This is a genomic window from Mesorhizobium argentiipisi (SeqCode) (assembly GCF_037179585.1).
GTDB lineage: Bacteria > Pseudomonadota > Alphaproteobacteria > Rhizobiales > Rhizobiaceae > Mesorhizobium > Mesorhizobium argentiipisi.
On sequence record NZ_JAPYKO010000007.1, the window covers coordinates 146,056 to 159,260 of the forward strand.

The 13,205-nt window shown below is 63.9% G+C and carries 14 protein-coding genes and 1 pseudogene; 12 read left to right on the top strand and 3 right to left on the bottom strand.

The annotated features are described in order from the left end of the window. The first annotated feature begins 96 nt into the window (after positions 1-96). The 3 genes from O7A05_RS13045 (at position 97) to O7A05_RS13055 (ending at position 2,835) form a co-directional block, all read left to right on the top strand. Positions 97-1,725: a DNA alkylation response protein gene (locus tag O7A05_RS13045; RefSeq protein WP_337093503.1), complete on the top strand. Its 1,629-nt coding sequence runs from the start codon at positions 97-99 to the stop codon at positions 1,723-1,725. A 211-nt stretch (positions 1,726-1,936) separates the two neighbouring features. Continuing rightward, complete coding sequence (locus O7A05_RS13050) at positions 1,937-2,494, top strand: hypothetical protein (RefSeq protein WP_337093504.1); 558 nt, start codon at positions 1,937-1,939, stop codon at positions 2,492-2,494. Then, the gene (locus O7A05_RS13055) at positions 2,494-2,835 is read left to right on the top strand and encodes a DUF6105 family protein (RefSeq protein ID WP_337093505.1); all 342 of its coding nucleotides are present in this window, start codon (positions 2,494-2,496) and stop codon (positions 2,833-2,835) included. Before O7A05_RS13050 ends, O7A05_RS13055 begins: the two co-directional genes overlap by 1 nt. On the opposite strand, the gene ruvX is transcribed toward O7A05_RS13055, so the two are convergent. Next, positions 2,777-3,259 carry a Holliday junction resolvase RuvX gene (gene ruvX / locus O7A05_RS13060; RefSeq protein ID WP_337093506.1) on the bottom strand — a complete coding sequence of 161 codons (483 nt, stop codon included), beginning with the start codon at positions 3,257-3,259 and terminating at the stop codon, positions 2,777-2,779. The two genes, O7A05_RS13055 and ruvX, sit on opposite strands and share 59 nt — an antisense overlap. A gap of 115 nt (positions 3,260-3,374) precedes the next feature. Between ruvX and O7A05_RS13065 the strand changes: the two genes are divergently transcribed. The 5 genes from O7A05_RS13065 (at position 3,375) to O7A05_RS13085 (ending at position 7,444) form a co-directional block, all read left to right on the top strand. After that, positions 3,375-4,082: a metal-dependent hydrolase gene (locus O7A05_RS13065; protein WP_337093507.1), complete on the top strand. Its 708-nt coding sequence runs from the start codon at positions 3,375-3,377 to the stop codon at positions 4,080-4,082. 212 nt (positions 4,083-4,294) lie between these two features. Continuing rightward, the gene (gatC, locus tag O7A05_RS13070) at positions 4,295-4,582 is read left to right on the top strand and encodes an Asp-tRNA(Asn)/Glu-tRNA(Gln) amidotransferase subunit GatC (protein WP_127880038.1); all 288 of its coding nucleotides are present in this window, start codon (positions 4,295-4,297) and stop codon (positions 4,580-4,582) included. 3 nt (positions 4,583-4,585) lie between these two features. Then, positions 4,586-5,044: a GNAT family N-acetyltransferase gene (locus O7A05_RS13075; RefSeq protein ID WP_337093508.1), complete on the top strand. Its 459-nt coding sequence runs from the start codon at positions 4,586-4,588 to the stop codon at positions 5,042-5,044. Beyond that, positions 5,044-6,609 carry an amidase gene (locus O7A05_RS13080; RefSeq protein ID WP_337093509.1) on the top strand — a complete coding sequence of 522 codons (1,566 nt, stop codon included), beginning with the start codon at positions 5,044-5,046 and terminating at the stop codon, positions 6,607-6,609. Before O7A05_RS13075 ends, O7A05_RS13080 begins: the two co-directional genes overlap by 1 nt. Positions 6,610-6,652: 43 nt before the next feature. Continuing rightward, entirely contained in the window at positions 6,653-7,444 is a 792-nt protein-coding gene (locus O7A05_RS13085) for a YdcF family protein (RefSeq protein WP_337093510.1), read from the top strand. Here O7A05_RS13085 and O7A05_RS13090 read toward each other — a convergent pair. Further along, positions 7,417-8,131, bottom strand: a pseudogene (locus tag O7A05_RS13090) (DUF599 domain-containing protein). The gene O7A05_RS13085 and the pseudogene O7A05_RS13090 overlap by 28 nt on opposite strands. A 180-nt stretch (positions 8,132-8,311) precedes the next feature. Here O7A05_RS13090 and O7A05_RS13095 point away from each other — a divergent pair. The 3 genes from O7A05_RS13095 to O7A05_RS13105 all read left to right on the top strand — a co-directional run bounded on the left by O7A05_RS13095 (position 8,312) and on the right by O7A05_RS13105 (position 11,058). Further along, a complete protein-coding gene (locus tag O7A05_RS13095; RefSeq protein WP_337093511.1) occupies positions 8,312-9,715 on the top strand; it encodes an L-serine ammonia-lyase in 1,404 nt (467 codons plus the stop codon). Between the two features lie 84 nt (positions 9,716-9,799). Further along, on the top strand, positions 9,800-10,237 hold the full coding sequence (locus O7A05_RS13100) for a DUF1489 family protein (protein WP_337093512.1): 438 nt from the start codon (positions 9,800-9,802) through the stop codon (positions 10,235-10,237). A 122-nt stretch (positions 10,238-10,359) separates the two neighbouring features. Then, the gene (locus O7A05_RS13105; protein WP_337093513.1) at positions 10,360-11,058 is read left to right on the top strand and encodes a J domain-containing protein; all 699 of its coding nucleotides are present in this window, start codon (positions 10,360-10,362) and stop codon (positions 11,056-11,058) included. 43 nt (positions 11,059-11,101) lie between these two features. On the opposite strand, the gene O7A05_RS13110 is transcribed toward O7A05_RS13105, so the two are convergent. Beyond that, complete coding sequence (locus tag O7A05_RS13110; protein WP_337093514.1) at positions 11,102-12,523, bottom strand: D-alanyl-D-alanine carboxypeptidase family protein; 1,422 nt, start codon at positions 12,521-12,523, stop codon at positions 11,102-11,104. A 288-nt stretch (positions 12,524-12,811) separates the two neighbouring features. Between O7A05_RS13110 and O7A05_RS13115 the strand changes: the two genes are divergently transcribed. Beyond that, the gene (locus O7A05_RS13115; RefSeq protein ID WP_337093515.1) at positions 12,812-13,141 is read left to right on the top strand and encodes a phasin family protein; all 330 of its coding nucleotides are present in this window, start codon (positions 12,812-12,814) and stop codon (positions 13,139-13,141) included. Positions 13,142-13,205 lie beyond the last annotated feature (64 nt).

A 13,205-nucleotide genomic window follows, 5' to 3' on the forward strand; every position in this document is an offset into this window, starting at 1 on the left:
CTATAAGGCCCAGTGGGTTCGGATTCGCGACCGCGGGCTTGGAAATGGTAAGAACCTCTCGGCCAACTGAAGGATTGGGCAACTGAAGGATTGGGCGTGACCGACGAGGTGATCAACCAGCCGCCGCCGTTGACGGGTGGCAATGCGTGGCGTGGCGATCCGTTGCTCATCCAGCTTGCCGAGCGTTTTTCCGATCCCGTGCGCAAGGATCTCGACGGGCTTGGCCGGTTCGTGATGACGCAGGAGGCGCAGGAGCTTGCCCGCCTCGCCAACACTGACACGCCGAAGTTGCGGACCCATGACCGCCAGGGCCGTCGCCTCGACCTTGTCGAATACCATCCAGCCTATCACGCCTTGATGCGCCGCTCGATCGCCGGCGGCCTGCATTCCTCCGTGTGGGAAAACGGCGATGCCGAGATCGGCCGCCGCCATCAGGTGAGGGCGGCACGCTTCTATCTGACCGCCGAGCTCGAGACTGGGCATCTGTGCCCCATCACCATGACCAGCGCCTCGCTGGCGGCGCTGATGGCGAGCCCGAAACTTTTCCGCGAATGGGCGCCGCGCGTGACGACGCGCAAATACGACCAGACGCAGAAGCCTCCGGTGCAGAAGACCGGGCTGACGCTCGGCATGGGCATGACCGAGAAGCAGGGCGGCACCGATGTGCGCGCCAACACCACCAGGGCGGAGCGCACCGGAAGCGGCTTCTACCGGTTGACCGGCCACAAATGGTTCATGTCGGCGCCGATGTCGGATGCCTTCCTGGTGCTCGCCCAGGCATCCGAAGGACTGTCCTGCTTTCTCGTTCCGCGTATCCTGGGCGACGGTTCCGGCAACGGCTTCCGCTTCCAGCGGCTGAAGGACAAGCTCGGCAACCGCTCGAATGCCTCGTCGGAGGTGGAGTTCGTCAATGCGATCGGCGAGATGGTCGGCGACCCGGGCGCCGGCGTAAAGACAATCATGGACATGGTGACGCTGACCCGGCTCGACTGTGCGGTCGCTTCGTCGGCGTTGATGAGGGCGGGGCTCGCCGAGGCCATCCATCACACGCGCCATCGCCAGGTGTTCGGCTCAAACCTGATCGACCAGCCGCTGATGCAGCGGGTTCTGGCCGATATGGCGCTCGATGTCGCTGCGGCCACCGCGCTGTCGTTCCGGCTGGCGCGTTCTTTCGACGAGGCGGCAAGCGACCGTGGCGAGGCGGCCTTTGCCCGCGCCATGACGCCTGTGGTCAAATACTGGGTCTGCAAGATCGCGCCGGCGCTGCTTTACGAGGCGATGGAATCCCTTGGCGGCAACGGCTATGTCGAGGAAGCGCCGCTTGCCCGCTATTATCGCGAGGCGCCGGTCAACGCGATCTGGGAGGGCTCGGGCAATGTCATGGCGCTCGACGTGTTGCGCGTGCTCGGCCGTGCGCCGGGCCTGTTCGAGGAGGTGCTGACCGGCATCGACCGCGATCTCGGCACCGGCGGGCGCGGCACCATCGGCGTGCTGAAGGCGGCCATGCAGGTCGCCGCGACCGACCAGGGCTCGGCGCGCCTGCTCACCGAACAGCTGGCGCTTTCGGCCGCGGCGGCGGAGCTGCGCCGGCTGGGGGCAGGGCGGATTGCCGACGCTTTCGTCGAAACGCGGCTCGGCGGCCAGTGGCGCACCACCTACGGCATGCTCGATTCGCGCCACGACGCGCGCATGATCATCGACACGCTCTATCCACCGGTGACCTGATCCTGCTCCGTATCAAGGAGACAGGATATCATCCGAAAACCGCTTCACACTTTTCGGCGTCATGCTCCGAGGCGGATTGCCGATCTGTGGATAGCCGTTAACCTTAACAAATGGTTTCCGTTGCGGCGAGCCGATGCAAAGCCCAATCTCCGCATGCTGGAGTAGGGGACGGTTAACCATGATCTCTCCGAGCTCCGCCAGCGGGAAACGTATGCGGCACGTGTTGAGCTCAGTTCTGGCCTTGCATTGGGCGGTGGTTTTCGCCCTGCTTGCCTACATCTGCATGGACGGCAGCCGCGGCATGGCGGCGGCGTTTGGCGTGCTTGGCCTCTCGGTCCAGGCCCACCGGCTTCCCGAGCTTGAAAATGTTGCCGTGCTGGCGCCGCTGTCGATCGCGCTCCTGACCGTCGCGGTGTTGTTCTGCTGGGCCTTCGTCGAAACGCTGCTGAACGCGGCGGCAAGGCCGGACGCGGGCGAGAGCGTGGCGCGGATAGCCTTCATCTCGGCATCGTTTCTGCTTTCGCTGATCCTCATCGGCGGCGTGGCGCAGGGCATAAATGGCCTGTTCATGATCGTCGCCATCCAGATGACGGCGCTGCTTGCTTCCTACATCGCCGTGCTGGCCGAACGCCGCTCCACCTTCGCCGCAATGAATTTGCCCGAGGGCGATGTTCGCGCCGCCTCGCGCATGGCGGTGGGCGCCGCGCACAGTTCGCTCCTTTCCCGCATATCCGGCCGCCCGGAAAACAAGCCTGGTGGCAGCCGCTGATGCGCACGATATTCACATTATGGGCTGCTCCGATGGTCATCTTCTGGGGATGGTTCTTCCTGTCGGCCAACGACATGAATTTCGGCTACGCGATGCTGAGCCGACAGGTGCACGATTTCGCTTTCCAGCTCTACGGCCAGATGCTCGGCGTCGATCCGGCTATCATCCCGGGCATGGTGGCGCGAACCTGCGTTTTCGACTTTTTCCTGCTCATGGGGCTGTGGGCCTTCCGCCGCCGTCGCAACATCGCCGAATGGATAAGGCAGCGCCGGCGGGGCGATATCAGCCCCGATCGGCTCGGCCCAGCGACTGAAGCCGGTCCAACGCTCCCTGCAGAATAAAGGCGGCGGCCGCCGAATCGATCTTGCCGGCGCGCTTCTTGCGCGAGAAATCCATCTCGATCAGTGTCCGCTCGGCCGCAACCGTCGACAGCCGCTCGTCCCACAGCACGAAGGGCAGGTCGGAAAGCGGCGCCATGTTGCGGGCGAAGGCGCGGGATTTTTGCGCACGAGGCCCTTCCGAGCCGTCCATGTTGACGGGAAGGCCGAGCACGACGGCGCCGACATTGTCCTTCTCAAGCTGAGCGAGCAGTTGGGCAGCATCGAGGGAGAACTTCTTGCGCTGGATCACCGGGCGCGGATGAGCGAAGGACAGCCCGCGATCGGAGACCGCCACGCCGATCGTCTTGTCGCCGAGATCGAGCCCGGCGAGCGTCTTGCCGTCGGCAAGCCGCGCCGGCAGTTCCTCGATTGAAATAATGCTCAACGGCTTTCTCTGAGATCCAGGCGTCACATCCTTTTGACGTTTAGGAGTGGGGCGCCACTTTCAATTTGCCGCCAGCGTTCTATCTTCCGGCAACGGAAAAATCGAGGAAGCATTCATGAAACTGACCTGGTACGGACATTCGGCATTCCGCGTCGAAACCAAGGACGCCACGATTCTCATCGACCCCTATCTGGTCGGCAACCCGTCATGGACGGGCGGCTGGGAAGGACCGGCCGAAGGCGTGACCCACGTTCTTCTGACCCACGGCCATAGCGATCATGTCAGCGGCGCGGTCGAAGTGCTGAAGAAAAGCGGCGCCATGCTGGTCGCCAATTTCGAGATCTGCATGTATCTCGTCGGCCAGGGCGTCAGCGGCGACAAGATCAATCCGGGCAATATTGGCGGCACCGTCGATTGCGGCCCTTTCACCACGACCTTCGTCCAGGCGCTGCATTCGTCCTCTTTCGGCGGCGAAGGCGGCACGAACACCTATCTCGGCAATCCGGGCGGGCTGGTCCTGCATTTCCCCGAGGAAAAGACGCTCTACCACATGGGCGACACCGACATCTTCTCCGATATGGGCCTGATCAACGAATTGCATGAACCGAAGATCGGCATCGTGCCGATCGGCGACCGCTTCACCATGGGCGGCGCGGTGGCGGCCCTTGCCTGCCGCCGCTTCTTCGGCTTCGATACGGTCGTTCCCTGCCATTTCGGCACCTTCTCGATGATCGACCGGACCGCCGATAAGTTCGTCGCCGGCATGGAAGGCTCGGGCGTAAACGTGGCGCTGCCGGAAATCGGCAAGGCGATCACGATTTGAGCCGCGCTCTCCGAAAGCGCGTTGCGATCGTTCGGATCCGCTCCATGCGCCTCAGGTTTTAGACATTGCGCATGTCTTTGTCTCGAAAGCGGTCCGCACTTCGGGAGACATGCTTGAGGCGACGCTGGGCTGTCCGCAGCCCACATGATCCATGTTGCGTGCTGAGCGCCGCGCCGCTATAGCCCGCACTGGTTTTCCCGAGGCGATAGAACATGTCCGTTGATCTTCAGACCGTGAAGCGCGTCGCGCACCTTGCCCGTATCGCGGTGAGCGAGGAGGACGCCGAGCGCATGACCGGCGAATTGAACGCCATCCTCGGCTTCGTCGAGCAATTGAATGAGGTCGATGTCTCGGGCGTCGAGCCGATGACCTCGGTCACGCCGATGGAAATGAAGAAACGCCAGGATGTCGTCACCGACGGCAACAAGCCTACCGACATCGTCGCCAACGCACCGGCAACGGAAGAGAATTTCTTCCTCGTTCCGAAGGTGGTGGAGTAGGCCGTGGCTGTCGAGATCGCCGTCGAGACGCCTTTGCAGGACGATGTCCGCGCGTTGGTCGCCGAACTCAATGCCGCGCTGCTCGAACTGACGCCGCCCGAGCACTGCTATCACCTGACCGTCGAGCAGATGGCGGACAAGGATACGACGGTGTTCATCGCCCGCGACAACGGCCTTGCCGTCAGTTGCGGCGCGCTCAAGCGCCATGACAATGCCACCGGCGAGGTCAAGCGCATGTATACGCGGCCTTCGCATCGCGGCCGCAAGATCGGCGCCGAGATCGTCGGGAGGATTGAAGCGCTCGCCCGGCAGGAAGGGCTGACCCGCTTGGTTCTCGAAACCGGCGATCGCCACCCCGCCGCTTGGACCGTCTATGAGCGTGCCGGATTCTCGCGTTGCGGACCGGTGCTGGATTATCCCGACTCTGAGCGGTCGGTGTTTTACGAAAAGAGCCTTGCCTGATGAGCGATCTCACCCATCTCACCATTTCCGAGGCACGCGCCAAGCTGCGCGGCAAGGAGATCACCGCGGCCGAGATCACCGAGGCCTATCTCACCGCGATCGATCGCGCCAATCCGGTGCTCAATGCCTATGTGGCAGTCACCGCCGAGAAGGCGCGCTACATGGCCAAGACTTCCGATACCAGGCTCGCCAAGGGCGAGGGCGGCGCGCTGGAAGGCATTCCGCTCGGCATCAAGGACCTGTTCGCCACGGAAGGCATCCACACCCAGGCCTGCAGCCACGTGCTCGACGGATTCAAGCCCCGCTACGAGTCGACCGTAACCAGCAATCTTTGGGCCGACGGCGCGGTGATGCTCGGCAAGCTCAACATGGACGAGTTCGCCATGGGTTCGTCGAACGAGACCTCCTATTACGGCCCGGTGATCAATCCATGGCGGCGCTCGCGTGTCGATACGGTCGTCATGCCGACGACGCATCAGGGCGATGGCGGCTTTGTTTCCGCCGGCGGCACCAAGACGGCGCGGACCTTGGACAACGCCCAGTTGGTGCCGGGCGGCTCGTCCGGCGGGTCGGCATCGTCGGTGGCCGCGTTTCTCTGCGCCGGTGCAACAGCGACCGACACGGGCGGCTCGATCCGCCAGCCCGCCGCTTTGACCGGCACGGTCGGCATCAAGCCGACCTATGGGCGCTGCTCGCGCTGGGGCATCGTTGCCTTTGCTTCCTCGCTCGACCAGGCCGGACCGATCGCGCGCGACGTGCGCGATGCCGCGATCCTGCTGAAGTCGATGGCCTCCGTCGATCCGAAGGACACGACCTCGGTCGACCGCCCGGTGCCGAACTATGAAGCGGCGATCGGCAAGCCGATCAAGGGCATGAAGGTGGGCATTCCGAAGGAGTACCGCGTCGACGGCATGCCGGAAGACATCGAGGCGCTCTGGCAGAAAGGCATTGCCTGGCTGAAGGACGCCGGCGCCGAGATCGTCGACATCTCGCTGCCGCACACCAAATATGCCTTGCCGGCTTACTATATCGTGGCGCCCGCCGAGGCTTCGTCGAACCTCGCCCGTTATGACGGCGTGCGCTATGGCCTGCGCGTGCTCGGCAAGGACATCGTCGACATGTATGAGAAGACGCGCGCCGCCGGTTTCGGCCGCGAGGTCAAGCGGCGCATCATGATCGGCACTTATGTGCTGTCGGCCGGCTATTACGACGCCTACTATCTGCAGGCGCAGAAGGTGCGCACCCTGATCAAGCGCGACTTCGAGAACGTCTTTGCCGCCGGCGTCGACATCATCCTGACGCCCGCGACCCCATCGGCCGCCTTCGGCATCGCCGACGAGGACATGGCCTCCGATCCGGTCAAGATGTATCTCAACGACATCTTCACCGTGACGGTGAACATGGCCGGCCTTCCCGGCATTTCCGTGCCGGCCGGCCTCGACGGCAAGGGCCTGCCCCTCGGCCTGCAGCTGATCGGCCGCCCGTTCGACGAGGAAACGCTGTTCCAGACGGCCAACGTCATCGAGCAGGCGGCGGGCAGGTTCCAGCCGGAAAAATGGTGGTAGGCTCAATCCCGTCGGGGTCAGTGCCGACCCAGCGGGGTGAGTGATGTTCTTCATCCTGTCGAAGCTCTTTTGGTTTGTCGCCAGGCCGCTCAACCTGGCGATCTTCCTGCTGCTGGCAGGCTTGGTTGCCGGCATGTTGGGACGTCGGCGTTTGGCAACCGCCGGCAGCGCCCTTGCCTTTCTCATCCTTGTGCTTTCGACATGGTCGTCGATTGGCGTCATGATGCTCAACCCACTGGAAGAGCGCTTTCCGAAACCGCCGCTGCCGGCAAAGGTAGACGGTATCGTCGTGCTGGGCGGCGCCATGGACGGGGCGATCAATATCGTGCGCGGCGGCTATGAATTGAATGCCAGCGGCGACCGCATCGTCGAGGCGGCGGTCCTGGCCCGGCGGTTCCCGACGGCAAAGGTCGTCGTTACCGGCGGTCCGCTCGAAATGATCGGCGAAGGCGAGGGCGATGCGGACGCCGCGCCGCGCCTGCTTACAGCGCTCGGGGTAAGCGCCGATCGCCTGGTCCTTGAGAACAAATCGCGCACCACGTACGAGAATGTCATATTCACAAAGAGGCTGGTGATGCCGAAACCGGGCGAGACCTGGCTGCTCGTCACGTCGGCTTTTCATATGCCGCGCGCCAAGGCGCTGTTCGACAGGGCCGGCTTTCCCACAGTACCCTGGCCCGTTGACTACTGGACCACGGGAAGGGAACGCCTGTACCGCACAAGCCCCGGTGACAATCTGGAAATCACCACCAAGGCGCTGCGTGAATGGACCGGGCTCATCGCTTATTGGATCGCCGGCCGCATCGATCAGCCTTTTCCCGGACCGGGCGGTTGACCGAGCACCGCCTGCCGCGCCGCCGAGAAGAACTGGCGGCGCACCAGCACCGCCAGAAGCACCAGGGTCGACATGACGAAGACGACCGGATCGACGAACCAGCCGAGATAGCCGATCGAGAAGAAGACGGCGCGCAGGCCGGAGTTGAAGTGCTTGCCGGCGAGCACGTTCATGCGCGTCGCCCGCCACACCGCAGTTTCGCTGACCGGATTGCGCGACGCCGGGCCATGCGGGGTGGGCACCGCGCCGATCAGGATCGAGCAATAGTTGAACAGCCGGTAGGCCCAGCCGAATTTGAAGAAGGCGAAGGCGAGAATCAGCACCAGGCCGAACACCTTGGTCTGGAAGGCTTCGCGCGACGAAGCCGCGCCGAAGGGCAGGTCGGCCAGAACCTGAAGCACGCGATCGGAGGCGCCGAGCAAAGCAGCCGCCGAGCGCGATCAGGGAAGACGAGGCAAAAAAGGCGGTGCCTTGCTGCAGGCCGCCCATGATGGCGGTGTCGACGATGCGGATCTCGCGCTCGGCCATGTTGCGCATCCAGGCCTCACGCTGCGCGTTCATGGCGGTCGTCAGCGAGACGCGGCTGATCAGCCGGCCGTCGGAAGCGAGCGTGTGCAGCACCCAGACGACCAGGAAGAAGGTCAACGCCGCCAGATCTGCCATCGAAAGGTGGAGTGAGTCGCCCATGACTTGTTGTAACACGGGCCGAGCCGTCGCTTCGACGGGCGCGAGAGCTCGTGGGAGGACGATGTCGCTGGCGGAGCAAACAAGGTCGGCAGCCGCCGCGCCGCGCCATGCAAAACAGCGGAAACATCCCGGGAATTCCTATATGTAAGTCTTGATCGGCCTCCAGGAGACAACGGCCCCGTGTTCCTTTCGGTTTTCGACCTGTTCAAGATCGGCATCGGCCCGTCGAGTTCGCACACGATGGGGCCGATGACGGCCGCGCGCCGTTTCCTCGATGAGATCCTCACCGGCGACTGGCCGCGGCCGGCGGGCGTGAAAGTCGATCGTATTGGCGTCAGCCTGCATGGCTCGCTTGCCTATACCGGCATCGGCCACGGCTCGGACCGCGCCGTCATCCTCGGCCTGGCCGGCCAGACGCCGCAAACGGTCGATCCGGATGAGGCCGAGGGCATCGTCGCCCGCATCGGCGCGGAGAAGCGGATTTCCCCGCCAGGGCACCCGACATACCGTTTCGATCCCGCCAAGGACCTCGTGCTCGACCGCAAGACGCCGTTGACCGGCCATGCCAACGGCATGGCCTTCTATGCCTATGACGCATCCGACCGGCTGCTGCTCAAGCGCATCTATTATTCGATCGGCGGCGGTTTCGTCGTTTCCGAGGAAGAGCTGCAGCGCATGAAGGCCAAGGGCTCGGTGACGACCGAGGGCAAGACGGTGCCGTACCCGTTCAAGAATGCGGTCGAGATGCTGGCGATGGCGGCAAAGAGCGGGCTTTCGATTGCCGAGATGAAGCGCGCCAACGAGGAGAAGCATATGTCGCGCGAGGAGCTCGACGCAGGCCTCGACGCGATCTGGGGCGCGATGAAGGGCTGCATCGATCGCGGTCTGTCGCAGGACGGCATCATGCCCGGCGGGCTGAAGGTGCGCCGCCGTGCGCGGCAACTGCATGACAAGCTGCAGGAACAGTGGCAGCAGAACCGGCCCAATCCCTTGCTCGCCAATGACTGGCTGTCGATCTACGCCATGGCGGTCAATGAGGAGAATGCCGCCGGCGGTCGCGTGGTAACGGCGCCGACCAATGGCGCAGCCGGCACGTTGCCGGCTGTGCTGCGCTATTGGCTGCATTTCCATCCCGAAGCGGATCAGTCGAGCATCCGCGACTTCCTGCTGACGGCTGCCGCCGTCGGCGGCATTATCAAGTCCAACGCCTCGATCTCGGGTGCCGAAGTCGGTTGCCAGGGCGAGGTGGGTTCCGCTTCGGCGATGGCTGCTGCCGGCCTTTGCGCGGTAATGGGCGGCACGCCCGAGCAGGTCGAGAACGCTGCCGAGATCGCGCTCGAGCATCATCTCGGCATGACTTGCGATCCGGTCGGCGGCCTGGTGCAGGTGCCATGCATCGAGCGCAATGCGCTTGGCGCGGTGAAGGCTGTGACGGCCGCTTCCTTGGCCATCAAGGGCGACGGCACGCATTTCGTGCCGCTTGACGCCGCGATCGAGACCATGCGCCAGACCGGCCTCGACATGAACGAGAAATACAAGGAAACCAGCCTCGGCGGCCTGGCGGTCAATGTGGTGGAGTGCTGAGGTCTTACCGAGACCCCAGACTGGCCCTGTGGAGAAGTCGCTCAAGGCGTTGACGCGTCAACCCTTGCGGCTAAATCTTGGGGCATGTCACTCAACCTCATCAAACTGTGCGTCGGCTGCGACAGCGTCGAGGATCTCGAAGAGTGGATTGCCTTCCGTCTCGATGAGCGGCGCCGCGCGGGCGAGCCGGCCGAGCACTGGCACACCACCCGCATGGTGCCGACGCGCGGCGACGAGATCACCGATGGCGGCTCACTCTATTGGGTGATCAAGGGCAGCGTGCAGTGCCGGCAGCTGATCACCGAGATCAGGCCCTTCATCGACGATGAAGGGATCGGTCGCTGCCATCTGGTGCTCGATCCTGAGGTGGTGCGCACCGACTGGCAGCCGCGCCGCGCCTTCCAGGGCTGGCGTTACCTCAAGCCCGCCGATGCGCCGGCCGATCTCGGCAAGGGTAGGGCGGCACTCGCCGAGATGCCGCCGAAGCTCAGGCTGGAACTCGCCGAACTGGGTCTGCTCTAGCGCGGCTTTGCGGATCGTCCCCGGCGCTGGCCCTTCGGCTCGTCCGACGTGGGACTTGCAAGCGCGGGACCTTCGTCCCATCCTATTTCTATGCTCGGTCATCCGTACAGCGGTGCTAGTCGATGGGCGTGATCCTTGCTTTGGCAGCAGTGCTCGTGGTGCTTTTCGGCGCCGCTTTGCTCTTTGTGCGCGCGGATGCGGCAAGGATGGCCGACAGCCTGAGATCGCTTGGACCCGCCTTCCTGGGACTGGTCGGCGCGCCCATGCTGATCTTCGGCCGCAGCCTTATCGGCGGGCTGCTTCTGCTCGCAGCGTTGGCCTGGGTCGGCTGGATACGCACGAGGCGGCCTCCGGCGCGCGCCGCGGCGTCCAAACACTCGACGGTGCGCACCGCCGCGCTCGAAATGGACCTCGATCATGACAGCGGCAGGCTCGAAGGGCTTGTCCTGGCCGGGCGTTATGAAGGCAAGATGCTTGGGGCCATGGGGCTGACGGACCTGCGCCAGCTTTATGGCGAGCTCAGCCCCGATCTGGAGAGCCGCCAGCTCCTAGAGACGTATCTTGACGGCCGTTTTCCCGTCTGGCGCAAGGACGCGCAGCCGCACGGTGGCGAAGGGCTGGGTGTTGCGCCAGGTGCGGGCGCCATGACTAAGGAGGAGGCCTACAAGATCCTTGGTCTTGAAGCGGGGGCTGCCGCGGCGGATATCCGCAAGGCGCACCGCCGCCTGATGCAGCGCCTGAACGCCGATGTCGGCGGCACGTCTGTCCTGGCGGCGCGAATCAATGAAGCCAAGGACGTCTTGCTCTCCAATCACGATTAGTCTCCTTCGACGCCGGTACCTTCCGGGAGATTTCAACGGCCGCCTACTGCTCGACGGCGTAGCACGAGATTTTCTTGCGCTTCAGCGCATCGCAGGCCTTCCACGCGGCGTCCTTCGAGCCGAAGCCGCCGAAGCGGGCGCGGTAGTAGGTGGTGCCATCCTTGTCGAAGGCGACAGTGAAGCCCGAAGCGTCAGCCAGGATCTTCGGCGCCTGCTTGGCGGTCTGGTCGAGCAGCGCCTGGGCTCCCGTTTTCGTCGGCGATGACGCAACCTGAACCACCCAGCCGGAGGGCACTGACGACGTCTTGACGGGATCGATCGCGGGCGCCGCAGGTGCCGGCTCGGCATAGGCGGTGACGACCTGGGACGAGGTGTCCTGTGACTTGGGAGCCGGCACCATGGCGGCGACGGCAACCGTCTTCACCTTCTTGACCCTGATGACGGGCTTCGTCTCTTCGGCGACCTGTTGCGTGTCATCCTGGACATCATCGGCCGAGGCAACGACGGTGTCGTCCGCTGCCGGCTTGGCGTCCGGCGTCGGCGCGTCACGCTTGGGCAACAAAACCTTGGCCAACGTCTTGGTCGGATTGTCATTGCCCTTGGCGATGAGATCGCCGCCGCCGCGCGTCGAGGCGCGCGGCAGATAGGTGTTGATCAGCGCGGCCATCTGGTTGTCGCGGCTGCGGCCGGAAGCGCCGCCCATCACCACGGCGACGAGGCGGCGGTCGCCGTCGGCGACGGAGGAGACGAGGTTGTAGCCCGAGGCGCGGGTATAGCCGGTCTTGATGCCGTCGACGCCCTTGATGCGGCCAAGCAGCCGATTGTGGCCGTTGATGCGCTGGCGGCCATACAGGAACGAGCGCTGAGAGAAATAGCCATAATATTGCGGGTAGTGCTCGCGGAGAGCGATGCCAAGCATCGCCATGTCGTGCGCTGTGGTGAACTGGCCGGGGTCGGGCAGGCCGTTGGCGTTGCGGAAGACGGTGCCGTTCATGCCGAGCTGGCGCGCCTTGGCCGTCATCATGCGGGCGAAATTCTCCTCGCTGCCGCCGAGCATCTCGCCAAGCGCGGTCGCCGAGTCGTTGGCAGATTTCGTCACGATCGACAGAATCGCGGTCTCGACCGGAACCGAGCCGCCGGCGCGCACGCCGAGCTTGGTCGGCGCCTCGGCGGAGGCATGCGCGGAAAACGGAACCGGGGTGTTCTTGCTGATCCTACCCTTCGCCAGCGCTTCGAAGGTAAGGTAGAGCGTCATCATCTTGGTAAGCGAGGCGGGATAGCGCCGGCCATTGGCGTCAGCGGAGTAGAGCACCTTGCCGGTCTTGGCGTCCACGACGATGGCCGAGGATCTTGCTGCCATTGACGACGCCACATCGGCGACGACAACCGTCATCGCGAGCGCAGCGATCATGATTGCCTTGAGGGAGAAAGATTTGGAGACCAGCCCCGACAACGCCTGACGCACCGTTACTTACCCTGAATTTTCGTTGCCCCGGAGGCGGCAAAGGGAGTGCCTGCCTCACTGCCGGCCAAGCTATCGCGCCCAGCGTTACCAATCCGTTTATGGTAACCGCCGCGTTCACCATTTTTCGGCAAATCGAGCTTCTCTTTAATCGAATTTTACCAGCCGCCGGCGCTGAAGCCCCTGCATACCAAGGGGATTCTTGACTTTTGTGCATCGCACAATATATTGAGGTGCATTGCACAAGGGCGCCCGGGGCCAAAAGGGCGTTTCAACCAAGGGAAGCGTGAAATGACCCAGACCTATGAGGACTTCACGAAATACGGCAAGGAGTTTGCCGACACCGGGCTGAAGAGCTTTGCCTCGCTCACCAAGGGCGCGCAGGCGATCGCCACCGAAGCCGGCGAATACACCAAGAAGAGCATCGAGGCCGGCAGCGCCGCCTTCGAGAAGCTGTTCTCGGCCAAGTCGATCGAAAAGGCCGTCGAGATCCAGACCGATTACGCCAAGCAGAGCTATGAGAGCTTCGTGGCCGAGGCCAGCAAGATCGGCAATCTCTATGCCGAGCTCGCCAAGGAAGCCTACAAGCCGTTCGAATCGGTGGTCGCCAAGGCGAAGTAATTTCGACCGATCGTAGCCGATACGGCCAGCCGGCCTGCGAAAAGGACCCGGTCGCGGAAACGCG